Consider the following 22,883-nt stretch of genomic DNA (forward strand, 5'->3'; position numbering starts at 1 on the left):
GTCAGCCCTTCACCGCACCCGCGACGAGCCCGGACGTCATCTTGTTCTGGACGAACAGGAAGAACACGATGACGGGGATCGCGATGAGCGCCGAGCCGGCCATCACGACGCCCCAGTCGGTGGCGCGGTTGGACTCGACGAGCCCCTGCAGCCACAGCGGCAGCGTGCGCTGCGACGGGTCGGTCATGACGACGAGCGCGAGGGTGTACTCGTTCCACGCCTGCAGGAACCCGTACACACCGGCGGCGACCAGGCCGGGCGCCAGCAGCGGGAACGTGATGCGGAAGAAGGCGCCCGTGCGCGACAGCCCGTCGACCATGCCGGCCTCCTCGAGCTCGATCGGCACCCCGGCGACGAACCCGCGCAGCATCCAGATGGTGAACGGCAGGATCGCCGCGGTGTAGACGAGCGCCAGGCCGGCGACCTTGTTGACCAGGTTCCAGCCGTCGAGCATCTGGTACTGCGAGATGAACAGCCCCTCGGCCGGGATCATCTGCACCACGAGGATGGTGAGGATGAAGCCCTTGCGGCCCCGGAACCGGAACCGGCTCACGGCCAGCGCGGCCAGGAACGCAAAGATCAGCGCGGCGAGCAGCACGATGACGACGACCGCCAGCGAGATGCGCATCGCGGCCCAGAACGTCGGGTCGTTCAGCACCCGCCGGAAGTTCGAGAGCGTGCCGCCCAGCGGGAAGAACGTCGGGTCCGGCGTCTGCAGCTTGTTGAGCGGCAGGAACGCGCTGTTGATCATCCAGTAGATGGGGAAGACCCACAGGACCGCGAGGACGATCGCCAGGGCGCTGAGGGCGCGGCGGCCACCGCGGGACTGCGCACGGCCGGCCTCGGACGACTTCGTCGCCTTGCGGAGCGGGATCTCGCTCGGCGTGGCCTGCGGCGCGGGTGCCGGGACGTCGACGGCGCTCACAGCTCGTCCTCCTTCAGCATCTGCCGGATGTAGAACCCGGTGAGGGCGAGCGTCAGCACCAGCATGATCGTGGCGAGCGCGCCGGCCAGCGAGAACTCCTTGGCGTAGGAGTAGATGAGGGTGCCCAGCAGGTTGGTCTCGCGCGTCGGCGCGCCGGCCCGCTGGAGCACGTAGATCTGCGTGAACACCTTGAGGTCCCAGATCACCTGCAGCAGCAGCACGATCGAGAGCACCGGCCGGATCATCGGCATCGTGATGTTCCAGAACCGCTGGCGCGACGAGGCGCCGTCCAGCTGGGCCGCCTCCATCGTCTCCTCCGGCACCTGGAGCAGGCCGGCGTAGACGGAGAACGCGACGAACGGCACGGACATCCACACGACGATGACCGTCGCGACGAAGTAGAACGACAGCGGCTGGATGATCCACGAGTGCCCGGCCATGTCGTCGAGACCGAAGACGTTCGCCAGGACCCAGTTGATGACGCCGTACTGCGAGTCGAACAGCCACTGCCAGACCGTCATCGAGGCGAGCACCGGGGTGCCCCAGGCCAGCAGGAGGGAGACCTGCAGCGTGATGCGCGAGGTCGTGCTGACCCGCGACATGAGAACGGCGAACGCGATGCCGATGAGCATCGTCACGGCGGCGTTGATCAGGCAGAAGGCGATCGAGCGACCGATGACCTGCCACACGTAGGGGTCGGTCAGGAGGTCGACGTAGTTCTGGAGGCCGACCCACTCGGCGGGCTGACCGAACTGCTGGCGCAGGCCGTATTCCTGGAAGGAGATGACGAACTGGCGGATCAGCGGGTAGCCGAGGGCGACGCCCATGAGGACGGCGGCCGGGACGAGCAGGCCGTACACGCCGACCTTGCGTCGGCGGCGGCGCGGGTGGGCGACGGCGACGTCGTCCTGCTGCAGCGCGGGGGCAGAGGCTGCCATGGGGAACTCCTGTCTGGTGGCACGACCGGGCCGGCCTGCGTCGGCAGGCCCGGTCGTGCCCGGATCAGGTGGTCGGCCGATCGAGGACCGGCGGACCGTGATCGTCGAGCGGGAGATCGGCCGAAGGTCGTCCGGCCGATCCAGGTCCCGGCCGGCCGCGCCCGGGGKGGGGACGCGGCCGGCCGGAGCCGGATCAGTTCAGCGCGCTCTCGAGGAGCTTGTCCGTCGCAGCGGCGCTCTCCTTGACGTCCGCACCGGTGGCGAGCTTCTGGAAGAAGTCCTCCAGGATGCGGTCGCCCTCGACGTCGGCCCACTTCTCGGCCGCCGGCGTGAGCTTGGCGTTGAGCGCGGCGGCGACAGCGGCCTGGGCGTACACGTCGTCACCCATCGAGGCGGCGTACTCCGTGTTGCCCGGGATGAGGCCGTTCTGGCCCAGCTGGTTCTGGAACTCCTCCGTGAAGATGATCTTCAGGAGGCTCTTGGCCAGCTCAGGGTGCTTGGACTTCGCCGCGACGGCGATGTTCGAGCCGCCCGCGAAGCCGTTCGCGTACGAACCGGCGTCGAGACCCGGCAGCGGGAAGACACCGGTGTGCTCCTCGTTGCACTTCTGCTGCTCGGCGAGCAGCGCCTTGGCCGCGTCCGACTTGTCGTCGGCCGCCACGCCCTTGTTGCAGGCGGGCAGGTCGATGCTCCACCGCGCCCACGTCGGCGCGGAGAACATGGCCGCCTGGCCCGCGTTGAACGGGACCCACGGCTCGTTGGAGTCGCTGTCGGCCGGAGCGTGCGTGGCGTTCTGGAAGAGGTCCTGGACCTCCTCGAGGCCCTTGATCGACTCGGGCGAGGAGAGCGCGCCCTTCCAGGAGTCGCCCTCCTTGACCGCGAGGTCGCCGCCGTTGGTGTAGATCCAGGCCGCGCCGTTGTACCAGTCCTGGCCGGGCAGCCAGAAGCCGGACTGCGTGTCCGTCTGCAGCTTCTTCGCGACCTCGGTGAACTCCTCGAGCGTGGTCGGGACCTCGACCCCGGCCGCGGCGAAGGCGTCCTTGTTGTAGAACACGGCGCGGGCACCGGAGTAGTACGGGGCGGCGTAGAACTTGCCGTCCGCGCTACCGGCGTCGACGAAGCCCTGGAGGAGCTTCTCGCCGCCCAGCTCGTCGTACATGTCCGTGATGTCGGCAAAGGCGCCGGCGTAGGTGAAGGTCGGCGACTGCGTGTTGCCGATCTCGACCAGGTCGGGGGTCTGGTCCTCCGAGGCGAGCGCGGTCTGCAGACGCGGGACGAGCCCACTCCAGTCCTGCTCCTCGATGACGAGCTTCGAGCCGGGGTTCTCCGACTCGAAGGTCGTGGTGAGGTAGTCGCGCAGCGCCTGCGGGGTGTCCGTGCCGTTGAGCCACAGCTTGATCGTGGCGGGCTCGGGGGTACCGGCCGGAGCGCTGGCGTCGTCGCCAGCGTCGTCGCCGGAGCCGCAGGCCGCGAGCGTGAGCGCAGCCGCCACGCCGACGGCCGCGAAACGTAGGATCTTCACGTTGGGGTTCCTCCCGTGAACGAGACGAGCGCCGGACGGCGTCGCCGGGGGTTTCTTCCGACCTGCAAGGGGCCGGCTGGGGGTCGTCACGAGACCCCCAGCTGGCCCGACAGGACCAGGACTGCCGCACCAGCGAGAGCCCCGTCCTCGTCGAGGGATCCCATCCGCATGGCGAGACCGTGCCCGATGACGGGCATGGTCCGCGCACGGATGGTGGCGAGCGCCGAGTCGCGCAGAGGTCCGTCCAGCAGCTCCGGCGGACCGGAGAACAGGACCTCGGCGAGGTCGAGCGCACTGACGACGGGTGCCAGGGCGATGCCCAGCAGCCGTCCGACCGACGCCAGCGCGGCGTCGGAGTCTTGGGGGGACAGACCGGCGGTCCGTCGGCGCAGGGCCGGGACGCTCAGCACGGTCTCGAGGCAGCCGGAGCGGCCGCACGCGCAGTCGAGCGGGGGCTCGTCGCGCACGTCGCCGTCGACCACCGTCACGTGGCCGATCTCGCCGGCCGCGTGGTGGCGGCCGAGCACGAGCGCGCCGTCGACGACGATCCCGGCGCCGACGCCCTCCCCGACCGTGAGCACCATGCAGCCCGACCCGGCGGCGGAGCCGTAGGTGAACTCGCCCAGCGCGCGCGTGTTGGCGTCGTTGGCGACGTGCACGGGCACGCCCAGCGCCCGGGTGAGGTTCGCGGCGAGCGGGAGGTCGTACCAGCCCCGGTTCGGCGCCTGGACGACGGTGCCCGCGAGGTCGATGACGCCGGGCGACGCGATGCCGATGCCGATGACCGGACGGGTCGCGGCGGCCAGCAGGTCGCGGCAGAGGCTCTCGAGCAGGTCGGCCGCGGCGTCGCCGGTGCGCCCCTCCAGGGCGACCGAGCGGCGGTCGACGACGCCACCGACCAGGGTCATCACGGCGCCCAGCAGGCGCGAGTCGTCGGTCAGGTCGACGGCGATGATCTGGAAGTCCGCGGTTCGCATCCCGACGAGCGTGGCCGGCTTGCCGACCTTGCCCTCGGCACGAATGCCGAGCTCCTCGACCAGCCCCTCGGCGATGAGGTCGGCCACCAGGCCCGACACGGTGACACGGGTCAGGCCGGTGCTGCGGGCGATGTCGGCGCGGGACGCGGTCCCGCTGTGGAACAGGTGCGCGAGGACGAGCGACCGGTTGTGCGCACGAGCGTGCTCGGGCAGCACCTTGCCGGTCGGGCGCAGTGCCCGACCGACTCCGCGGGCTGCCGCGAGGGGCTGCGTGGTCGCTGTCACGTTTGTTAGTAGACCTTCCTTACTAATCGAAGTCAACTCTCGTCTGTGACTGTGACCACATCGTGACCGGACGTTCACCTGGCCGACTCACAGGAAAACGATTCACTCGCGGGCCCGACGCGGTGACCTGGTACAGCGCCCTCACCAGCGGGAACGCGGGAACAGGCGAAGCGGTCGATGCGTTCGCATCGTCATGGAACTCGGCCTGTACACGTTCGGCGACGTCCACCCCGACCCCACCACCGGGGCCCAGGTCTCCCCCGGTCAGCGCCTCCGCGAGGTGCTCGAACGGATCCGGCTGGCCGAGGAGGTGGGCCTCGACTACGTCGGGATCGGCGAGCACCACCGGCCCGACTACGCCATCTCGTCGCCGTCCACGGTGATCGCCGCGGCCCTCGCGCAGACGTCCCGGCTCACCGTCGGCAGCGCCGTGACGGTCCTGTCCACCGAGGACCCCGTCCGCGTGTTCCAGCAGTTCGCGACGATGGACCTGCTGTCCGAGGGGCGCGTCGAGCTGCTCGCCGGGCGCGGTTCGTTCATCGAGTCGTACCCCTTGTTCGGGGCGTCGCTCGACGACTACGACGACCTCTACGACGAGAAGATCCAGCTGCTCCTGCGGCTCGACGCCCAGGAACGCGTGACGTGGAGCGGCCGCTTCCGGCCCGCGCTCGACGACGCCCTGGTCCTCCCCCGCCCGTTCGACCACCCAGGACGGGGTCAGCACCTGCGCATCGCCGTGGCCACGGGCGGCAACCCGCAGTCGTCGGTGCGCGCCGGGGTGCTCGGGCTGCCCATCAGCTACGCGATCATCGGCGGCCAGCCCGCCCAGTTCGCGCCGCTGGTCGACCTCTACCGTCGCGCGCACGCCGAGTCCGGTCACGACGCCGCCGACCGCTTCGTGTCGGTGGCCGGCATGGGGTTCTTCGCGAACGACGGCAAGGCGGCCCGGGACTTCTTCTACCCGTACTGGCTGGCCTCGATGAGCAAGATCTCGGCCGAGCGTGGCTTCCCGATGCCCAACCGCATCTCGTACGAGTCGCAGGCGGCGCGCGGCGGCGCGTACTTCGTCGGCGAGCCCGAGCAGGTTGCGGAGCGGATCGTCGCCCTGCACGAGGTGCTGCACCACGACCGGCAGTCGTTCCAGATGGACCTCTCGGGCGTCCCGCAGGCGGAGTCCCTGCGCTCGATCGAGCTGCTGGGCACGAAGGTCGCGCCGCTGGTCCGCGAGGCGCTCGCCGGCTAGCTGGAGCGCCCCATGCGGCCCGTCTCGTAGGCCCACATCGCCAGCTCCACGCGGTTCCGGGCACCGAGCTTGTCCATGAGGCTGCCGAGGTGGGTCTTCACGGTGCCGAGGCTGATGCGGAGCTCCTCGGCGATCTCGGAGTTGGTCTTCCCCCGCGCGACCGTGACCAGCACCTCCTCCTCGCGGACCGTGAGCGGAGCGATGGGCTGCGCCGGCGGCCGCCCGTCCCCACCCGCCGCGAACGCCGCGAGCAGCCGGACCGTGACGTTCGGCGCGATCAGCGCGTCACCGGCGGCCGCCGCGTGCACCGCCTGGACCAGCAGCTCGGGGCCGGCGTCCTTGAGCAGGAAGCCGCGGGCGCCGGCCCTCAGGGCGCCGTGCACGTACTCGTCGAGGTCGAACGTGGTGATGACGACGACCGCGAGCGGGTCGGCGACGTCCGGTCCGGCCAGCCGTCGCGTGGCCTCGATGCCGTCCATCTCGGGCATCCGGATGTCGAGCAGGCACACGTCGGGCCGCAGCTCGCGCGCCCGGGCCACCGCCTGGCGCCCGTCGGCGACCTGGGCGACCACCTCGATCCCGGGCTGCGCGGCGAGGATCATCGCCAGGCCCGTGCGGACGATCTCCTGGTCGTCGGCCACCAGCACCCGGATCGTCATCGGCATGCACCCGTCCTCGTCGGCGCGCCTGGAGCGCTCATCGGACCGCGCCCTCTCGCGGCAGGACCGCGGCGACCGTCCAGCCGCGGTCCGTGCCCGGCCCCGCGGCGAGGGTGCCGCCGAGCAGGGTCGCCCGCTCGGTCATCCCGACCAACCCGTAGCCGGTCCCGCTGCGCGCCTGGATCTCGCCGTCGTCCTGGACGGTCAGCCGCACGCAGTCGTCGTCCCCGACGAGGCGGACATCGATCCGCGAGGCGTGCCGCGCATGGCGGAGCGCGTTCGTGATCGACTCCTGCGTCAGGCGGTAGACCGCGACGCCGACGGCGGGGCGCAGGTCGTCCAGGTCCCCCGAGAGCTCCAGCTCGACGCGGGGCGGGCCGCCGACGGCGCGCGCGAGCCGCTCGATGTCCGCCACGCCCTGCTGCGGGGCCAGCTCGGGGGCGCCGCCGCCGCGCAGGGCGCCCACCATGAGCCGCATCTCGGTGAGCGCCCGGGACGCCTCGGTCTCGATGACGCGCAGAGCCTCGACGGCCGCGTCGGGGTTCGTCGCGGCCACGACCCGACCCGCCTGCGCGCGGACCGCGATCGCGGACACGTGGTGGGCCACCGTGTCGTGCAGCTCCCGCGCGAGCTGCTCGCGCTCGCGCAGCCGGACCTGCTCCTGCTCGCGGACCCGCGACGTGGCGCCGTAGCGGACCCACGCACCGATCGCGGCCGGCGACAGCAGGAACACCACCTCGAGGATGGCGTCCCCGATGCCCGTCCAGTGGCCGGCGATCCCCAGCGCGAGGGCGATCGCGACGATGCCCAGCCCGAGGACGATCTCGCGTCCGCTCCCCCAGCGGACCAGCGCGTACGGCACCAGGAGGATGCAGGCCGAGGTGTACGGTCCCCACTCGCCCACCCCGGCCACCAGGGCTGCCGCGTCGACGACCGCCAGGCTGCCGAACACGACGGCGACCACGGCGAGCGGGTGCGTCCGACGCCACAGCAGCGCGAGAACTGTCACGAGGGCCACGACGAAGGACACGGCCTTCCACGGCACGTCGTGCCGCTGCACAGCCTCGAGCACCGCGACCGGCACCAGCAGCCCGACCAGCACCCAGTCCCGCCAGACCCGCGCGGGAGCGCCCGGGGGTCGGGGTGCCGTCCACAGCGGACGGAGGGCGTCGGGGATCACGCGTGCAGCCTAGGCACGGCCCGGCCCTCGATGGCTCGGCCGAACGGCCTACCTGCGCCTCCGCCGTCCGCGGGACCCCTCAGGTCGACGCGCGCACCCAGCCGAGCGCACCCGGCCATCGCACCGACTCGGACGCCCGCCGGACGCCCTCGGCCAGCGCGGCGGGGATCGGCTGCCCCTGCGCGAGCGCGGCGGCCGTCGCGCCGTGCAGGACGTCGCCGGCCCCGAGCGTGTCGACCACCTGCACGACCGGTGGGTCGATGGCGGACCACGAGACGCGTCCGTCGGGTGCCGCGACGCGGAGGCGCACCCGGCCCGCGCCGGCCGACCGCGCGACGGTGCCGGGGCCGAGGGCTGCGACCCGGTCCAGGAGGTCCTCGGGTGCGTCGGGCAGCGCGAAGTCCGCGGACAGGACCGCGTGGTCGACGACGGCCAGGAGCCGGTCCAGCCCGGGCTTCCAGCTGCCGCCGTCGAGCAGCACCGCGATCCCCCGGTCGTGCGCGGCGGTGGCGAGCGCGAGTCCGGCCTCGAGATGGTGCCCGTCGACCAGCAGCGCGGTCGCTCCGTCGAGCACGTCCAGCGCCGGGGGCGGCAGGGCCTCGACACCCGTGGCGTTGACGGACACCACTGCCCGCTCCCCCGTCCCGGCAGTCACCAGCACGGTCGACACCGCGGGCGAGCCGGGGCTCCCAGCCAGCAGGTCGACGACCTCGACACCCGCGGCGACGAGCCCGTCGCGGACCAGGTCGGCCACCGGCCCGGACCCGAGCGCGGTCACCAGGCGCGTGCGCACACCCAGCGCCACGGCCGTCGCCGCGGCGTTGGCCGCCGGCCCGCCGAACGTCACGTCGAGGTTCCGGGCCACCACCTTCTCGTCGGCACGGGGCAGCCGGTCGACCACCTGCACGACGTCGAGCGTCGCCAGACCGCAGCAGACAAGGAAGGCGGCGCTCCCCATCAGACCGTCGCCGGCCGAACGACCGGTCGGTCCACCAGCGCGAACGTCGCTGCGCCGAGCACCAGCGCCGCCACGATGACCGCGGGCCACGCCCCGATCACACGCCCCAGCAGGTGCGACCCAGCGAAGCACACCGCGCCGACCAGCACGAGGGCTCCGACGCGCCACCAGCCGGCCGCCCGGGCGCGGACCGCGCACCACAGCACCCCGGCGACCAGCACGACGCCGCCCAGTGCGCGCACGTCGGTGAGCTCCGCGACGGCGAACCCGACCACGAGGGTGAGCGCGGCGATGACGGCGGTGGGGACCCGAGACATGTCCCACAACCTAACCGCGGCGTGCCGGGCTGGGCTCGTCCGCGCGTCGTGCCCACGACCGACCGCCGCGATCCGACCGCCTGGTCGTCGCGCGGTGCGTCGGGTCGTCCGCGCGCAATACGGTGGACCCAGCCCGACGTCGTGACCGCCGTCGCGCAACACTCCGCACACCGCCGCACACCCGCCGCGCCGCCTTCGCGTGGCCGGGTGGACCTCGGCAGAGAGGGAACACCCGTGACCACGCCGCCCATCGACGCCACGACCACGACCGCCTGGCAGGAGCTCAGCGTCCACGAGTCGACCCTGTCCCCTGACCTGCGCGGCTGGTTCGCCGCCGACCCCGAGCGCGCCGCGCGCCTCACCCTCCCGCTGGCGGACCTCACGGTCGACCTCTCGAAGAACCTCGTCACCGACGAGACGCTCGCGCTGCTCGTCCGGCTCGCGGAGGAGGTCGGGCTCGCCGACCGCCTGCAGGCGATGCTGCGCGGCGACCACATCAACGTGACCGAGGACCGCGCGGTGCTGCACACGGCCCTGCGCCGCCCGCCCGGCGCGTCCCCGTCGCTCACCGTCGACGGCCAGGACATCGACACCGACGTCCAGGCCGAGCTGACCAAGATGTTCGCGTTCGCCGACAAGGTCCGCTCCGGGGAGTGGACGGGCGTGACCGGTTCGCGGGTGCGGACCGTCGTCAACATCGGCATCGGCGGCTCCGACCTCGGGCCGGTCATGGCGTACGAGGCGCTCAAGCCGTACGTGCAGGACGGCCTGGAGGTGCGGTTCGTCTCCAACATCGACCCCAGCGACCTCGCGGAGACGGTCAAGGGCCTCGACCCGGCGACCACACTGTTCATCGTCGCGTCCAAGACCTTCGGCACGCTCGAGACGCTGACCAACGCCCGGCTCGCGCGCGCGTGGCTCTGGGAGCAGCTGGGCACGGCCGACGACGACGAGGCGCGCAACGCCGCGGTCGCCAAGCACTTCGTGGCGGTCTCGACGGCGCTCGACAAGGTCGCGGCGTTCGGCATCGACCCCACCAACGCGTTCGGCTTCTGGGACTGGGTCGGGGGCCGGTACTCGGTCGACTCGACCATCGGCACGTCCCTCGCCATCGCGATCGGACCCGACGGCTTCCGGGACTTCCTCGCCGGCTTCCACGCGGTCGACGAGCACGTCGCGGCGACGCCGTTCGCGCAGAACGTGCCCGTCCTCATGGGCCTGCTGAACGTCTGGTACGTCAACTTCCTCGGCGCGCACACCCACGCCGTGCTGCCCTACGCGCAGTACCTGCACCGGTTCGCGGCGTACCTGCAGCAGCTGACCATGGAGTCGAACGGCAAGTCGGTGCGCTGGGACGGCACCCCCGTCACCACACAGACCGGCGAGGTGTTCTGGGGCGAGCCGGGCACCAACGGCCAGCACGCGTTCTACCAGCTGATCCACCAGGGCACACGCCTGATCCCGGCCGACTTCATCGCGGTCGCCAACCCGGCGCACCCGCTCACCGACGGCGGCGTCGACGTGCACGGCCTGTTCCTGGCCAACTTCTTCGCGCAGACCAAGGCCCTGGCCTTCGGCAAGACCGCCGACGAGGTTCGCGCCGAGGGCACGGCCGAGGACATCGTTCCCGCGCGGGTGTTCTCCGGGAACCGCCCGACCACGTCGATCCTCGCCGCGTCGCTCACGCCCAGCGTGCTCGGTCAGCTCATCGCGCTGTACGAGCACATCACGTTCGTGCAGGGCGTCGTGTGGGGCATCGACTCGTTCGACCAGTGGGGCGTCGAGCTGGGCAAGAAGCTCGCGCTCGAGATCGCTCCGGCGGTGCAGGGGGACACCGCCGCGCTGGACGCGCAGGACCCGTCGACGCGCGCGCTGATCAGCAAGTACCTAGAGCTGCGCGACTAACGGTCCCGTAGCTCGTCGGCGCACGTCGGGCGCCTCCGACGCGATCGAGGCGACTTCGTCCTGCCCAGCAGGACGAAGTCGCCTCGTTGGCCCTCGGCCGCTCGTCGGGTATGGGTGCGTGCGGCTCCGCCGCTCGTCGGGGCGGCCGAGGCTGGCGCTAGCTCTGGTCGGTGAAGCGCGTGCCGCGCTCCACCACCACGCCGCGGCCACTGTCATCGTCCCAGGTGTAGACCGTCCGACCACCGATGAGCACGTGCTCGGCGCGCGACGCGACGTCGAGCGGGTCGCCCGACCACACGACGACGTCGCCGTCGAGCCCGGGCGCCAGCGCGCCGACGCGCTCGTGCAGCCGCAGGAACGTCGCCGGGTTCACGGTCAGCGCCTCGAGGGCGGTCTGCCGCGGCAGCCCCTCCTTGACGGCGAGCGTCGCCTGGTGGACCAGAAAGTTGATGGGCACCACGGGGTGGTCGGTGGTGATGGCGACCCGCACGCCGGCCGCGGCCAGGGTGGCCAGGTTCGCGATGGCCCGGTCGCGCAGCTCGACCTTCGACCGCGTGGTGAACATCGGCCCGAAGATCACGGGGATGTCGCGCTCGGCCAGCACGTCGGCGATCTTGTGCGCCTCGGTGCCGTGGTTGATGACCAGGCGGTAGCCGAACTCGTCGGCGAGCCGCAGGGCCGTCGCGATGTCGTCGTGCCGGTGCGTGTGCTGGTCCCAGGCGAGCTCGCCGTCCAGCACCCGGGCGAGCGTCTCCAGCGCGAGGTCGGTCTTGAACGGCTCGCCCTTGGTCGCCGCGGCGGCGCGCGCGGCCGCGTAGTGCTGCGCGCGCGTGAACGCCTCGCGGATGACCAGCGCCGTCCCCAGCCGGGTGGAGGGGGTCTGCTTGCGCTCGCCGTAGACGCGCTTCGGGTTCTCTCCCAGCGCCGACTTCACGCTCACCGACTCCGAGATCACCTGCTCGTCGACCGTCCGCCCGCCCCACGCCTTGATCGCCACGGACTGTCCGCCGATCGGGTTCCCCGATCCCGGCTTCACGACGATCGACGTGATCCCACCGCTCAGCGCGTCGCGGAAGCCCTCGTCGTCGATGTTGATCGCGTCGATCGCCCGGACCGCCGCCGCGTTGGGCGTCGTCATCTCGTTGGTGTCGTTGCCGGCCGCGCCCTCGCCCTCCTCGTGCAGGCCGACGTGCCCGTGCGACTCGACGAACCCCGGCAGCACCCACCGGCCGGTCGCGTCGATGATCCGGGCGCCGTCCGGCACCTCGACGTCCGCGCCGACCGCCGTGATGCGTCCGTCGACGACGAGCACGGTGCCGCCGTCGATCGGCTCGGAGACGACGGGGACGACGTAGCCGCCGACGACGGCGACGACCTGCGGGGATGTGGTGGTCATCGCTCCACCGTATGTCGGGGCGTCTTCCCCCGAGAGCCGACGCCGAACCCGACGTGGGTGCCGTCTCGGGTCGCCTGGACGGCAGCCATGTCGGGTTCGAGACCCGCCGCCGACGGCGGGTCGGCTCGTCGGCCGCGACGCGTTCGTCGTCCGYGGGCCGTGAGAGGCTCGGCTCGTGGCTGAGGTGACGCGAGCGCGCGTGGACGCGTGGACCTGGGCGGTGCGGTTGTTCGCCACCCGGTCCGCCGCGGCGGCCGCCTGCCGCGCCGGTCACGTGCGTGTGAACGGGGACCGTGCCAAGCCCGCGACGATGGTGGTGCCCGGCGACGAGGTGCACGTCCGCGGCGGCGAGCGCGAGCGGATCGTCGTCGTGCAGCGCACGGTGGTGAAGCGCGTCGGCGCCCCCGTCGCGGTGACCTGCTACCTCGACCGCTCCCCCGCGCCGCTGCCCAAGGAGCACGTGGTAGCCGGCGAGCGCGACCGCGGCGCGGGCCGGCCGACCAAGCGCGACCGTCGGCTCATCCAGCGGCTCAAGGGCCGCTGAGCGAGTCCTCCGGCGCCGGCGTGATGCCCAGGCGGGCCGCGAGCGCCATCGAGTCGTACGGGGCCCGGACCTTGATGTCGTTGTCGAAGTAGACGAACACGTCCCGCTCGGTGGCCGGGTCGGCGGGGGCCGCCAGCGTGCGCGCGTCCGGGGGCGTGCCGCCGGCCGCCCAGATCCGCACCTTCGCCGCCCAGCGGTCGAGCGACTCGTCGTCGTACCCGCTGGCGTAGAGCTCGGTCTCGCCGTGCAGGCGCACGTAGACCAGGTCGGCCGTGACGTCCTCGATCACGGGCCACCGACCGGCCGCGTCGGCGACCACGACGCCGATGCCGTGCGCGCGCAGGAGCTCGACGAACTCCGGCACCTCGAAGGTCGGGTGCCGCACCTCGAGCACGTGCCGCAGCGGTCGGTCGGCGTCGGTCGCGGTCCAGGCCCGGTCGTCCAGCCGCTCGTCGTGGTGGGTCGCGAGCTCGGCGGCGGCCGCCGTGCTGCGCGGCAGGAGGTCGAAGAAGGCCGCGAGCTTGTCGGGATGGAAGCCGAGGTTGGGCGGCAGCTGCCAGAGGACGGGCCCGAGCTTCGGCCCGAGCGCGAGCACGCCGCTGGCGAAGAAGTTGGCGACCGGCACGCGGACGTCGGTCAGCTTCTTCATGTGCGTGACGAACCGGGGACCCTTCACCGAGAACAGGAAGCCGTCGGGGGTCTCCGCCGCCCACGTCGTGTAGTTCTCCGGGCGCTGCAGCGAGTAGAACGACCCGTTGATCTCGATCGACGTCAGCCGCCGCGAGGCGTACTCCAGCTCCCGGCGCTGCGGCAGGCCGGGCGGGTAGAAGACCGTGCGCCAGGGCGGGTAGCGCCAGCCGGAGATCCCGGTGCGGATGGTCATGCAGGCAGTGTGCCGTGACCGCGGCGCATAGTGGTGACGTGATCCCCACGCAGGCCGACGAGCAGTGGCTCACCTCGGTCTACCGGCCGACGCAGCCGGTCGACGTCCGGCGCACGCTCGGCCACCTCCGCCGCGGCGGGGGCGACCCCGCGTGGCTGTTCGTCCCCGACGGCTCGGTCTGGCAGGCCACGATGACGTCCGACGGCCCCGCGACCCGGCACCTGGTCCGGCGCAGCGACGGCATCCACGTCACCGCGTGGGGACCCGGCGCGGAACGCGCCCTCGCGGAGGTCCCCGACCTGCTCGGTGCCGGCGACGACGCCACGGGGTTCGACGCCGCACGGCACCCGGTGGTCCGCGACGCCCACCACCGGCTGCCCGGCCTGCGGATCCCGCGGTCGGGCAACGTCTTCGAGGCGCTCGTGCCCGCCGTGCTCGAGCAGCGGGTGGTCGGCCTGGACGCCAAGGCGGCCTGGCGACGGCTGGTGCGGCAGCACGGCGCCCCCGCGCCCGGGCCGGCGCCGGCCACGTTGCGCGTKCCGCCGACAGCCGAGGCGTGGCGCGCGGTCCCYGTCTGGGACTGGCGTCGCGCGGGTGTGGAGGAGGCGCGCGCCGGCACGGTGCTGCGCGCCGCGGTCGTCGCGCCCCGGCTGCAGGAGGGCGCACACCTGCCGATCGACGAGGCGCGCCGGCGCCTGCTCACMGTGCGCGGCATCGGCCCGTGGACGGTCGCCGAGATCGCCTCGCGCGCGCTCGGCGACGCCGACGCGGTCTCCGTCGGCGACTTCCACCTGGCCCACCTGGTCGGCTGGGCGCTCACCGGGCGGCGCACCGACGACGCCGGGATGCTGACTCTGCTCGAGCCGTGGGCCGGCCAGCGGCAGCGCGTGATCCGGCTCCTCGAGCTCACGCAGGCCGCGAACGCACCGCGCTTCGGGCCGCGCGCGCCGCGGGCCCGACCGCTCCGCTGAGAAGTTTCTCGCCGGATCGTGTCGATCCGGGGCGCCCGGCTTCGTCCATCAGGTGAAGGATCGAACGACCCGACCTGGAGGACCCATGCGATTCCTGCTGCTCATCTGTGACGACCCGGAGGCCGAGCCGTACCGCCCCGAGGACGACAACATCGTCGACTGGGCGGCCGAGAACGACCGCCGAGGTCTCACCGTCGTGGGCGACAGGCTGCGGCCGGTGGAGGACGCCCGCACCGTGCGCGTGCGCTCGTCGCAGCTCCTCGTCACGGACGGTCCGTTCGCCGAGACCCAGGAGCACATCGCCGGGTTCGACGTCCTCGAGTGTGCCGACCTCGACGAGGCGCTCGAGCGGGCGTCGAAGCACCCCATGGCCCGGTTCGGGCGCGTGGAGGTCCGCGCGGTCTGGCCGCTCGGGCTCTGATTCTCCTCCCCGCGAAACACGTCGACCCCACGGGGTCGCGCCGCACAGACTGGCCTGACCGTCCGCGCCGCCATCGGCCGCGCCACACCCTTCCCTCTCACTCCCGAGGTGCACCGCTGTGACCGACGAGACCCTGACCACCACCCAGCCACCCGGCAGCACGACCGAGAACACGGCGCCGGACCACGGCCCGCGCGACCGCCTCGCCGTGCGCCTGCTGCTCACCTCGACGTTCGTCGTCATCCTCAACGAGACGATCATGGGCGTCGCGCTCCCCCACCTGATGACCGACCTGGACATCCCCGCCAGCACGGCGCAATGGGTCACCACCGCGTTCATGCTGACCATGGCCGTGGTCATCCCGGTAACCGGCTTCGTGATCCAGCGGTTCACCACCCGGACCACCTTCATCACCGCGATGACCCTGTTCAGCATCGGCACGGCGATCTGCGCCCTGGCGCCCGGTTTCGGTGTGCTCATCGCCGGCCGCGTGGTGCAGGCGGGTGGCACCGCGATCATGCTGCCGCTGCTGATGACCACCGTCATGACGGTCACGCCGCCGGCCACCCGCGGCCGCACGATGGGCAACATCTCGATCGTCATCTCGGTCGCCCCGGCCATCGGCCCCACCATCTCCGGCCTCGTCCTGAGCGTCCTCGACTGGCGGTGGCTGTTCGCGCTCGTGCTGCCGATCGCGGTGGGCGCGCTCGCCCTCGGCGCGATCCGTATGCCCAACCTCACCGAGCCGAAGCTCGCCCGCGTCGACATCGGGTCGGTCATCCTGTCGGCCCTGGCGTTCGGCGGTCTGGTCTACGGGCTGAGCGGGCTCGGCACCGCGACGACCACCGGCATCTCGACCACCACGTGGGTCTCGCTCGGGGTCGGCGCCGTCGCGCTGGCGATCTTCATCTGGCGGCAGATCCAGCTGCAGAAGGTCGACGACGCCCTCCTCGACCTGCGCACGTTCTCGTCGTCGACGTTCCGCATCTCCGTCGGTGTGATGGCGATCAGCATGATGTCGCTGTTCGGCACCCTGATCCTGGTCCCGCTCTACGCGCAGACCGTCCTCGGGCTGGAGGCGCTGCAGACCGGGCTGCTCCTGCTCCCGGGCGGCCTGCTCATGGGCCTGCTCGCCCCGAGCGTCGGCCGCGCCTACGACAAGTACGGCCCGCGGCCACTTCTGGTCCCGGGAGCGGTCGTGGTCAGCGCGGGCGCGTGGGGCTTCACGCTCCTGGGCACGACGAGCTCGCCGTGGCTCATGCTCGCGTCGCACGTGCTGCTCAGTGCGGGGCTCGCCCTCATGTTCACGCCGCTGTTCACCTCCGCCCTGGGCGCGCTGCCGGCGCACCTCTACTCGCACGGCAGCGCGGTCGTCGGCACGGTCCAGCAGGTGGCCGGGGCGGCGGGCACGGCGCTGTTCATCACGGTCCTCACCGCCCAGAGCGCGACGCTCGCGGCCGGCGGCTCGGACGTGCTCGACGCCACCGCCGGCGGCATCCACGCGGCATTCGTGGTGGGCGCGGTCATCTCGCTCGTCGCCATCCCCGCCGCGTTCTTCGTGCGCGCGGCGCCCTCGCCGCACGACGACTCCGCGGACGAGGCGGCGGAGGCCCTCGCCTACTGACTACGCTGGTGGTCCCCGGCCGATCCGGCGCCGGGGCCGCCAGCCCGTCGGGCACCGCAGTCCAGGAGGACGACCATGAGCTACCCGGTGATCGAGCCTCGCGAGACCGAGTCGAGCAACCCCGGTCGCGCCCTGGCCGTCGTCTTCCCGGCGATCGTGTTCGTGCTGGGCCTCGGGCTGTTCACCGTCGCCTTCAACCTCGGCGACGCGGCCCCGTGGGTCTTCGCCGGCGGCATCCTGTCGATCACCCTGGCCTTCGCCATCCCGACGACGATCCTGCCGGCCCTCGAGGACCGCTGACCCTCAGCGAGCCCGTCGCCACCGGCGGCGTCTCGGCTCCGCGGGTGGCGTCGGCTCGACCGGCACGGGCGGCGGCGTCCGGCGCGCGTGCCACTGGCGCACCTCGACCTCCACGTCGCGCAGCGGCGTGACCACCGGCGGACCGCCCATCAGCTGACGCCGCGCGGACACGATCCGCGCGTTGAGCTCGGCCAGGGCCTCGCGCACGTCCGTCTCGGTGCGCAGCGCGTCGAGCCGCTCGAGCAGCACCGCGTCGTCCTTGCGCAGCTGGATTGCCTCGGGCAGGACGCCGGTGATCTGCTCGCGGGCGATGAGCGCCTTGAGCCACCAGTCGGGGTCGTGCTGGGCGCCGATGCCGGGGATGGGCTTGCCGGCCAGGGGCAAGTCGTCGAACTCCCCGCGGGCGATCGCCTGGTCGACCACGACGTCGACCCACAGGTGCCGGTTCGCCATCCGGCCGGCCGCCCGCGGCGGGCCGTCGGCCTGCTGCGGCTCGCCGTCGCGCGCCGTGTCGCGGTCCACGCGATACCGGGCGGCGTCGCGCACCGGGTCGTGCTCGGGCATCGTCACCTCCGGGGCTCGTCGCCACCCAAACTACGACGGCCCGGGGCAGATGTGCACGGCCTCTCTCACTGCGGCAGTCGCAGCTCCGCCCGCAACCCGCCCAGCGCCGCGTCTCCGAGCACCACGTCGCCGCCTTGCTCCCGCGCGATCTCCCGGGCGATCGCCAGCCCGAGCCCGCTGCCGCCCGCGTCGCGCTCCCGCGCCTCGTCCAGCCGCACGAACCGCTCGAACACCCGCTCCCGGTCGGCAGGTGCGAGCCCGGCGCCGTCGTCCTCGACGCGCACGCACCCGTCAGCGACCAGGACGTCGACGCGGTCGACCGCGTGCCGCGCGGCGTTGTCGACGAGGTTGCGCAGCACTCGGCCCACCGCCGTCGCATCGCCCCGCGCGCGACCGTCCCCGGACACGGTGACCGACACGGCACCGCCCGGCCGGACCACGTCGCGCGCCACGGCACCGAGGTCGAGGTCCTCGTGCGCCAGCGGCGTCGAGCCGACCCGGGCGAGCAGCAGCAGGTCGTCCACCAGCACCTGCATCCGGAGCACCTCCCCCTCCAGGTCGGCGGCGAGCTCGTCGGTGCCGTAGGACGCCGGGTGCGCTCGGGCGACCTCGATGCTGGTGCGCAGGGCCGCGAGCGGGGAGCGCAGCTCGTGCGCCGCGTCGGCGACGAAGGCCCGCTGGCGTGCCGCCCCGGCCTCGAGCCGGTCGAGCATCGAGTTCAGCGTGCGGGCCAGCGCGCCCAGCTCGTCGTCGCGCGCGGGTACGGGCAGCGAGCCCGGTCCGCCCGACGACGCCACGCGGGCCGCGCCGCGGCGCAGCTCCTCGACCGGCCGCAGCGCGCGCCCGAGGATGATCCAGACCACGAGCCCGAGCGCGACGGTCAGCAGGGGGACGACGACCGCGAGAGCGAGCCGCAGGGCATCGAGCACGCCCTGCACCTCCGTGAGCGGCACGCTCGCGACGACGGTGGCCGGCTCCCCCCGGTAGGTGGTCGCCTCCACGGCGATCCTCGCGACGTCGTCGTAGGCGCTCTGGTCGGTGGTGGAGATCCCGTCGAGACCCGCGAGCGCGTCGGGGGTCAGCACCGGCAGGGTCCGGCTCGCGTTGGGGGACGTCGCCAGCACGGCGCCGTGGGCGTCGATCAGCTGCACGATCTCGCCCGGCTCCGCCACCGGCAGCGTGTCGGGCAGCCGCTCGTCGGCCGCGAGCGCGGCCACGGTCGCGGCGCGGTCGCGGACCACGTCGGACAGGGCGGCGACGCGCGTGCTGCGCAGCACGACCGTCAGCGCGATCGCTCCCACGATCAGCGCCACGCACAGGGCGCCGGACGCGAAGAGGGTGAGCCGCAGGCGCAGCGACGCGCCCCGTCRCACCTCCGCCACGGCTAGCCCGCCACCCGGTACCCGGCCCCGCGGACGGTCTCCACGACGTCGCGGCCCAGCTTGCGGCGCAGGTAGCCCACGTAGACCTCGACGACGTTGACGTCCTCACCCGTGCCGTCCCAGACGTGGTCCCGCAGCTCGACCTTGCCGACGACGCGGTCGGCGTGGTGCATGAGGTACTCGAGTAGCGCCAGCTCGCGGGTGGTCAGCGACACCGCCTCGCCGCCCCGGCTCACGCGCCGCGTCGCGGGGTCGAGCACGAGGTCGCCCACCGTCAGCACCGGCGGGCGCACCTGCCCCTGCCGGCGCAGCAGCGCGCGCAGTCGCGAGACCAGCACGACGAACGCGAACGGCTTGGTCAGGTAGTCGTCGGCCCCCACGTCGAGCCCGTCGGCCACGTCGTACTCGCCGTCCTTGGCGCTGAGCATGAGCACCGGCGTCCAGACGTCCCGCGCGCGCAGCTCGGTGACGACGTCGTACCCGTTGCGGCGCGGGAGCATGACGTCGAGCACGATCGCGTCGTAGGTGTCCTCCGAGGCCAGCTCGAGCCCGCGCTCGCCGTCGTAGGCCACGTCGACCGCGAACCCCTCGGCGGTCAGCCCGCGGTGCAGGGCGCGCACGAGCCCGCGCTCGTCGTCGACCACCAGCACCCGCATGCCTCGAGCATCGCACCCGGCGGCCGCCGGGGGGCCCGCGCGCTCTCAGGGTGCCCTCAGCAGGCACGATGCACAGTGGTCGCATGAACGAGTCCCGCCGAACCCTCTCGCCTCGCACCCGCTGGGCCGTCCCCGTCGTCGCCGCCGTCGCGGTCGGCCTGGCCTTCGCTGCCCCGCCGCTGTTCGCCTCCGCCGACGACGCGGGCCTGCCGACCATCAGCCCCGAGGACCTCGCCGCAAAGGTCGCGAGCGCGGAGCCGTCGCCGCTGTCCGGCACCGTCGTCTACACCGCGCGGCTCGGCCTGCCCGAGCTCCCCTTCGGCGACGTCGGCGGCGCGAACCCGGTGGCCCTGCTGAGCGGCAGCTCCACCATGCGCGTCTGGTCGGACGGCGCCCAGCGCTCCCGTGTCGCCCTGCTCGGGCCGACCAGCGAGTACTCCGTCGTGCAGGACGGCCCGGAGGCGTGGACGTACTCCAGCACCGACGACGCCGTCGTCCACTACAGCCTCGACGCCGCGGACGCGGCCCGGTACGACCAGCTGGCCGCCCAGGCGGAGGCCGGCGAGCTGCCCGTCCAGGACGACCTGCCGACGCCCGCCGAGGCCGGCCGGGAGGCGGTCGGGCTGGCCAAGCAGTCGTCGACGGTCACCCTCGACGCGCAGACCGAGGTCGCGGGGCACGCCGCCTACCAGCTGGTGGTCACGCCGACCAGCGACGCGACCCTCGTCGGGAGGATCGTGGTGGCCGTGGACGCGAAGACCTCGACCCCGCTGCGCGTCCAGGTCTGGAGCAAGGCCGACACCGAGACCCCGGCGCTGGAGATCGGATTCACCGACGTCTCGTTCGCGACGCCCGCCGACTCTGTCCTCGCGTTCTCGGCTCCGGCCGGCGCCTCCACGCGGGACGTCGTCGTGCCGCTGCCCGACGAGCCGGCGGCCGCGAGCCCCGTGCCCGACAAGGAGCTGCCGCCCGGCGTGACCGTCTCCGGCACCGGCTGGGACACCGTCGTGCAGGCTTCCGACCTGGACGTGGCCGGACTGATCGCCGGCGACCCAAGCGCGGCGGGCGCCCTGCCCGGCGTCGACAAGAGCTTCGGCTCGCAGGGTGCCGAGCAGCTCTACAAGGAGTTCGTGCCCGAGGAGGGTTCGGGGTCGCCGATGGGCTCCCTGGACAGCTCGGCGCTGTACGACACGCTCACGACCGCCGTGCCCGAGGGTCGGCTGCTCCAGTCGGCGCTGCTGTCCGTGCTGGTGACCGACGACGGCCGCGTGCTCGTCGGCGCGGTGCCCGGCGCCACGCTGCAGGCCCTGGCGGCGCAGTGACCGAACCCCTGACCGAAGCCGCGCTCCCGCCGAGCGCGGCTTCGGTCGCGTCTGATGTCGACCTCGCGATCCGCACCGACGGGCTCACCAAGCGGTTCCGGTCCGGGCAGGTGGCCGTCGACGGGATCGACCTGCGGGTGCCGCGCGGTGCGGTCTACGGCTTCATCGGCCCGAACGGCTCGGGCAAGACGACGACCATCCGGATGCTGCTCGGGCTGGTCCGCCCGACCAGCGGGCGCGCGTACCTGCTGGGCTCGCCGATGCCCGAGGCCGGCGCGGTCGTGCTCCCCCGCGTCGGCGCGCTGGTCGAAGGCCCGGCGTTCCACCCGTACCTGACCGGACGCGCGAACCTCGGCCGGCTCGACGCGGGTGACTCGACCGCCGACCCCCGGACGGCCACCCAGCGGGCGGACCGGGCCCTCGAGCGCGTCGGCCTCGCCGCGGCGGCGACGAAGCCGTACCGGCAGTACTCGCTCGGCATGAAGCAGCGGCTCGGCCTCGCGGCGGCGCTGCTGCGGCCGCGCGACCTGCTGGTGCTCGACGAGCCGACCAACGGGCTCGACCCCCAGGGCACCCGCGAGGTCCGCACCCTGGTCCGCGAGCTGGCCGACCACGGGACGACCGTCCTCGTCTCGTCGCACCTGCTCGCCGAGATCGAGCAGGTCTGCTCGCACATCGGGATCATGGGACACGGCCACCTGCTGCTGCAGGGCGACCGTGCGGCCCTCACCGAACGCGGCGCCGCCCGGGTGTCCGTGCTCACGTCGGTCGACCACGTCGGGGTCGCGACCGAGGTCCTCACCGGGCTCGGCCTGACCGAGGTCGGCGCGGCGGGTCTGACGGTCAGCGGGCTGCTCGGTGGTGTGCCGCCCGAGAAGGTGTCGGCCGCCCTGGTGCACGCCGGAGTCGACCTGCTGGGCCTCGAGGTCCGCCGGCCGAACCTCGAGCAGATCTTCGTCGGGCTCACCGGGGAGGGCTTCGATGTCGCTCGTTGACGAGGCACCGACGTTCACCCCACGCCGCGGCTCCCTGCTGCGACTCACGCGCAGCGAGCTGCGCCTCGTACTGGGCCGCCGCCGGAACCTCGTGCTGCTGTCCGGGCTCGCGCTGGTGCCGCTGCTGCTGGGCACGGTCCTGTTCGTCACCCAGGACTCCGCGCTCGACGGCCAGGGGCCTGGCTTCATCGGCCAGGTGACCGGCAACGGGCTGTTCCTCGTCGTGGCGTCGCTGTTCCTGTGCCTGCCGTTCCTGCTGCCGCTGACCATCGGCATCGCGTCGGGCGACGCGATCGCCGGCGAGGCGTCGGCCGGCACGCTGCGCTACCTGCTCACCGTGCCCGTCGGGCGCGGCCGGCTGCTCGCGGTCAAGGCCGTCGGCGCGCTCGCGTTCGCGGCGTCCGCGGTGCTCGCCGTCGCGGTCGTCGGCCTGGTCACCGGGGCGGTCTATTTCGGGCTGCACGGGGTCACGCTGCTCTCGGGCACCACCGTGCCGCTGGGCGCCGGCGTGCTGCGGGTCGCCGCGATCGTCGCCTACGTCGGGCTCTCGATGACCGGGCTGGTGGCCGTCGGGCTGTTCTTCTCGACGCTCACCGAGGTGCCCGTCGGCGCCATGGCCGCGACCGTGGTCACCGCGATCGTCTGCGGCGTCCTGGACCAGCTGCCCCAGCTGCACGCCATCGCGCCCGCGCTCCTCACGCACCATTGGCTCGACTTCGCGGAGTTCCTGCGGCTCGAGCCGGACTGGGGCGTGCTGGGTCAGGGGCTCGCCCTGCAGGCCGCCTGGGTGGCGATCTTCGGCGCGCTGGCGTGGAGCCGCTTCACCACGGCCGACGTGTCGAGCTGAGGGCGTGTCCGCTCAGGGCAGACGGGTCGCGACGACGAACGCCGGGACTCGCGGGCTAGCGTGGCTGCA

23 protein-coding genes are annotated in these 22,883 nt (G+C 73.1%); 10 read left to right on the forward strand and 13 right to left on the reverse strand.

Features of this window, described 5'->3' with window-relative positions:
- Window position 1: 1 nt before the first annotated feature.
- The 4 genes from AC1DYZ_RS10925 to AC1DYZ_RS10940 all read right to left on the reverse strand — a co-directional run bounded on the left by AC1DYZ_RS10925 (window position 2) and on the right by AC1DYZ_RS10940 (window position 4,647).
- Window positions 2-925 carry a carbohydrate ABC transporter permease gene (locus tag AC1DYZ_RS10925; RefSeq protein WP_477065215.1) on the reverse strand — a complete coding sequence of 308 codons (924 nt, stop codon included), beginning with the start codon at window positions 923-925 and terminating at the stop codon, window positions 2-4.
- Window positions 922-1,863, reverse strand: a complete 942-nt coding sequence (locus tag AC1DYZ_RS10930) for a carbohydrate ABC transporter permease (RefSeq protein WP_477065216.1) — start codon at window positions 1,861-1,863, stop codon at window positions 922-924. The genes AC1DYZ_RS10925 and AC1DYZ_RS10930 overlap by 4 nt, the downstream gene beginning before the upstream one ends.
- 193 nt (window positions 1,864-2,056) lie before the next feature.
- Window positions 2,057-3,385, reverse strand: a complete 1,329-nt coding sequence (locus AC1DYZ_RS10935; RefSeq protein ID WP_477065217.1) for an extracellular solute-binding protein — start codon at window positions 3,383-3,385, stop codon at window positions 2,057-2,059.
- 86 nt (window positions 3,386-3,471) lie between these two features.
- Window positions 3,472-4,647, reverse strand: coding sequence for an ROK family transcriptional regulator (locus AC1DYZ_RS10940; protein ID WP_477065218.1), 1,176 nt, complete (start codon window positions 4,645-4,647; stop codon window positions 3,472-3,474).
- 193 nt (window positions 4,648-4,840) lie between these two features.
- Here AC1DYZ_RS10940 and AC1DYZ_RS10945 point away from each other — a divergent pair, with 193 nt between their 5' ends.
- On the forward strand, window positions 4,841-5,890 hold the full coding sequence (locus AC1DYZ_RS10945) for an LLM class flavin-dependent oxidoreductase (protein ID WP_477065219.1): 1,050 nt from the start codon (window positions 4,841-4,843) through the stop codon (window positions 5,888-5,890).
- Here AC1DYZ_RS10945 and AC1DYZ_RS10950 read toward each other — a convergent pair.
- The 4 genes from AC1DYZ_RS10950 to AC1DYZ_RS10965 form a co-directional block, all read right to left on the reverse strand.
- Window positions 5,887-6,549 carry a response regulator gene (locus AC1DYZ_RS10950; protein WP_477065329.1) on the reverse strand — a complete coding sequence of 221 codons (663 nt, stop codon included), beginning with the start codon at window positions 6,547-6,549 and terminating at the stop codon, window positions 5,887-5,889. The genes AC1DYZ_RS10945 and AC1DYZ_RS10950 overlap by 4 nt on opposite strands.
- A 37-nt stretch (window positions 6,550-6,586) precedes the next feature.
- The gene (locus AC1DYZ_RS10955; protein WP_477065220.1) at window positions 6,587-7,729 is read right to left on the reverse strand and encodes a sensor histidine kinase; all 1,143 of its coding nucleotides are present in this window, start codon (window positions 7,727-7,729) and stop codon (window positions 6,587-6,589) included.
- A 79-nt stretch (window positions 7,730-7,808) separates the two neighbouring features.
- Window positions 7,809-8,687 (reverse strand): PfkB family carbohydrate kinase, encoded by an 879-nt coding sequence (locus tag AC1DYZ_RS10960; protein WP_477065221.1) that lies wholly within the window; start codon window positions 8,685-8,687, stop codon window positions 7,809-7,811.
- Window positions 8,687-9,004, reverse strand: coding sequence for a hypothetical protein (locus AC1DYZ_RS10965; RefSeq protein WP_477065222.1), 318 nt, complete (start codon window positions 9,002-9,004; stop codon window positions 8,687-8,689). The genes AC1DYZ_RS10960 and AC1DYZ_RS10965 overlap by 1 nt, the downstream gene beginning before the upstream one ends.
- Before the next feature lie 234 nt (window positions 9,005-9,238).
- On the opposite strand from AC1DYZ_RS10965, the gene pgi reads away from it, so the two are divergent.
- Complete coding sequence (gene pgi, locus AC1DYZ_RS10970; RefSeq protein ID WP_477065223.1) at window positions 9,239-10,909, forward strand: glucose-6-phosphate isomerase; 1,671 nt, start codon at window positions 9,239-9,241, stop codon at window positions 10,907-10,909.
- 157 nt (window positions 10,910-11,066) lie between these two features.
- Here the strand turns inward: pgi and AC1DYZ_RS10975 are convergent, their stop codons facing one another.
- Window positions 11,067-12,305, reverse strand: a complete 1,239-nt coding sequence (locus AC1DYZ_RS10975; protein WP_477065224.1) for an amidohydrolase — start codon at window positions 12,303-12,305, stop codon at window positions 11,067-11,069.
- A 175-nt stretch (window positions 12,306-12,480) separates the two neighbouring features.
- Between AC1DYZ_RS10975 and AC1DYZ_RS10980 the strand changes: the two genes are divergently transcribed.
- Window positions 12,481-12,849: an RNA-binding S4 domain-containing protein gene (locus AC1DYZ_RS10980; RefSeq protein WP_477065225.1), complete on the forward strand. Its 369-nt coding sequence runs from the start codon at window positions 12,481-12,483 to the stop codon at window positions 12,847-12,849.
- Here AC1DYZ_RS10980 and AC1DYZ_RS10985 read toward each other — a convergent pair.
- Window positions 12,836-13,732: a DUF72 domain-containing protein gene (locus AC1DYZ_RS10985; RefSeq protein ID WP_477065226.1), complete on the reverse strand. Its 897-nt coding sequence runs from the start codon at window positions 13,730-13,732 to the stop codon at window positions 12,836-12,838. The two genes, AC1DYZ_RS10980 and AC1DYZ_RS10985, sit on opposite strands and share 14 nt — an antisense overlap.
- A gap of 38 nt (window positions 13,733-13,770) precedes the next feature.
- Here AC1DYZ_RS10985 and AC1DYZ_RS10990 point away from each other — a divergent pair, with 38 nt between their 5' ends.
- The 4 genes from AC1DYZ_RS10990 to AC1DYZ_RS11005 all read left to right on the forward strand — a co-directional run bounded on the left by AC1DYZ_RS10990 (window position 13,771) and on the right by AC1DYZ_RS11005 (window position 17,048).
- Window positions 13,771-14,703 carry a DNA-3-methyladenine glycosylase family protein gene (locus tag AC1DYZ_RS10990; RefSeq protein WP_477065227.1) on the forward strand — a complete coding sequence of 311 codons (933 nt, stop codon included), beginning with the start codon at window positions 13,771-13,773 and terminating at the stop codon, window positions 14,701-14,703.
- Between the two features lie 85 nt (window positions 14,704-14,788).
- Entirely contained in the window at window positions 14,789-15,124 is a 336-nt protein-coding gene (locus AC1DYZ_RS10995; RefSeq protein WP_477065228.1) for a YciI family protein, read from the forward strand.
- A 118-nt stretch (window positions 15,125-15,242) separates the two neighbouring features.
- Window positions 15,243-16,748 (forward strand): MDR family MFS transporter, encoded by a 1,506-nt coding sequence (locus AC1DYZ_RS11000; RefSeq protein ID WP_477065229.1) that lies wholly within the window; start codon window positions 15,243-15,245, stop codon window positions 16,746-16,748.
- Between the two features lie 75 nt (window positions 16,749-16,823).
- Window positions 16,824-17,048, forward strand: coding sequence for a hypothetical protein (locus AC1DYZ_RS11005; RefSeq protein WP_477065230.1), 225 nt, complete (start codon window positions 16,824-16,826; stop codon window positions 17,046-17,048).
- A 3-nt stretch (window positions 17,049-17,051) separates the two neighbouring features.
- On the opposite strand, the gene AC1DYZ_RS11010 is transcribed toward AC1DYZ_RS11005, so the two are convergent.
- The 3 genes from AC1DYZ_RS11010 to AC1DYZ_RS11020 form a co-directional block, all read right to left on the reverse strand.
- On the reverse strand, window positions 17,052-17,612 hold the full coding sequence (locus tag AC1DYZ_RS11010) for a DnaJ family domain-containing protein (RefSeq protein WP_477065231.1): 561 nt from the start codon (window positions 17,610-17,612) through the stop codon (window positions 17,052-17,054).
- Between the two features lie 65 nt (window positions 17,613-17,677).
- The gene (locus AC1DYZ_RS11015; RefSeq protein WP_477065232.1) at window positions 17,678-18,994 is read right to left on the reverse strand and encodes an ATP-binding protein; all 1,317 of its coding nucleotides are present in this window, start codon (window positions 18,992-18,994) and stop codon (window positions 17,678-17,680) included.
- Between the two features lie 2 nt (window positions 18,995-18,996).
- Window positions 18,997-19,650, reverse strand: coding sequence for a response regulator transcription factor (locus AC1DYZ_RS11020; protein WP_456825888.1), 654 nt, complete (start codon window positions 19,648-19,650; stop codon window positions 18,997-18,999).
- A gap of 83 nt (window positions 19,651-19,733) precedes the next feature.
- On the opposite strand from AC1DYZ_RS11020, the gene AC1DYZ_RS11025 reads away from it, so the two are divergent.
- Genes AC1DYZ_RS11025 through AC1DYZ_RS11035 form a run of 3 tightly spaced genes read left to right on the forward strand, consistent with a single transcriptional unit; the run spans window position 19,734 to window position 22,814 of the window.
- The gene (locus tag AC1DYZ_RS11025) at window positions 19,734-20,972 is read left to right on the forward strand and encodes a LolA family protein (protein WP_477065233.1); all 1,239 of its coding nucleotides are present in this window, start codon (window positions 19,734-19,736) and stop codon (window positions 20,970-20,972) included.
- A gap of 8 nt (window positions 20,973-20,980) precedes the next feature.
- Window positions 20,981-21,967, forward strand: a complete 987-nt coding sequence (locus AC1DYZ_RS11030) for an ABC transporter ATP-binding protein (RefSeq protein WP_477065330.1) — start codon at window positions 20,981-20,983, stop codon at window positions 21,965-21,967.
- Window positions 21,954-22,814, forward strand: a complete 861-nt coding sequence (locus AC1DYZ_RS11035) for an ABC transporter permease (protein WP_477065234.1) — start codon at window positions 21,954-21,956, stop codon at window positions 22,812-22,814. The genes AC1DYZ_RS11030 and AC1DYZ_RS11035 overlap by 14 nt, the downstream gene beginning before the upstream one ends.
- The last annotated feature ends 69 nt before the right edge of the window (window positions 22,815-22,883 follow it).

This window comes from Cellulomonas sp. P1_C4 (genome assembly GCF_056406355.1).

Excerpts from the sequence above, each read along its gene's own strand:
- AC1DYZ_RS10965 (WP_477065222.1), bottom strand. The coding sequence starts at position 9,004 with ATGTCTCGGGTCCCCACCGCCGTCATCGCCGCGCTCACCCTCGTGGTC.
- AC1DYZ_RS11010 (WP_477065231.1), bottom strand. The coding sequence starts at position 17,612 with ATGCCCGAGCACGACCCGGTGCGCGACGCCGCCCGGTATCGCGTGGAC.
- AC1DYZ_RS11025 (WP_477065233.1), top strand. The coding sequence starts at position 19,734 with ATGAACGAGTCCCGCCGAACCCTCTCGCCTCGCACCCGCTGGGCCGTC.
- AC1DYZ_RS10995 (WP_477065228.1), top strand. The coding sequence starts at position 14,789 with ATGCGATTCCTGCTGCTCATCTGTGACGACCCGGAGGCCGAGCCGTAC.
- AC1DYZ_RS10930 (WP_477065216.1), bottom strand. The coding sequence starts at position 1,863 with ATGGCAGCCTCTGCCCCCGCGCTGCAGCAGGACGACGTCGCCGTCGCC.
- AC1DYZ_RS10985 (WP_477065226.1), bottom strand. The coding sequence starts at position 13,732 with ATGACCATCCGCACCGGGATCTCCGGCTGGCGCTACCCGCCCTGGCGC.
- AC1DYZ_RS11035 (WP_477065234.1), top strand. The coding sequence starts at position 21,954 with ATGTCGCTCGTTGACGAGGCACCGACGTTCACCCCACGCCGCGGCTCC.
- AC1DYZ_RS11005 (WP_477065230.1), top strand. The coding sequence starts at position 16,824 with ATGAGCTACCCGGTGATCGAGCCTCGCGAGACCGAGTCGAGCAACCCC.
- AC1DYZ_RS10960 (WP_477065221.1), bottom strand. The coding sequence starts at position 8,687 with ATGGGGAGCGCCGCCTTCCTTGTCTGCTGCGGTCTGGCGACGCTCGAC.
- AC1DYZ_RS10950 (WP_477065329.1), bottom strand. The coding sequence starts at position 6,549 with ATGACGATCCGGGTGCTGGTGGCCGACGACCAGGAGATCGTCCGCACG.
- AC1DYZ_RS11020 (WP_456825888.1), bottom strand. The coding sequence starts at position 19,650 with ATGCGGGTGCTGGTGGTCGACGACGAGCGCGGGCTCGTGCGCGCCCTG.
- AC1DYZ_RS10945 (WP_477065219.1), top strand. The coding sequence starts at position 4,841 with ATGGAACTCGGCCTGTACACGTTCGGCGACGTCCACCCCGACCCCACC.
- AC1DYZ_RS10975 (WP_477065224.1), bottom strand. The coding sequence starts at position 12,305 with ATGACCACCACATCCCCGCAGGTCGTCGCCGTCGTCGGCGGCTACGTC.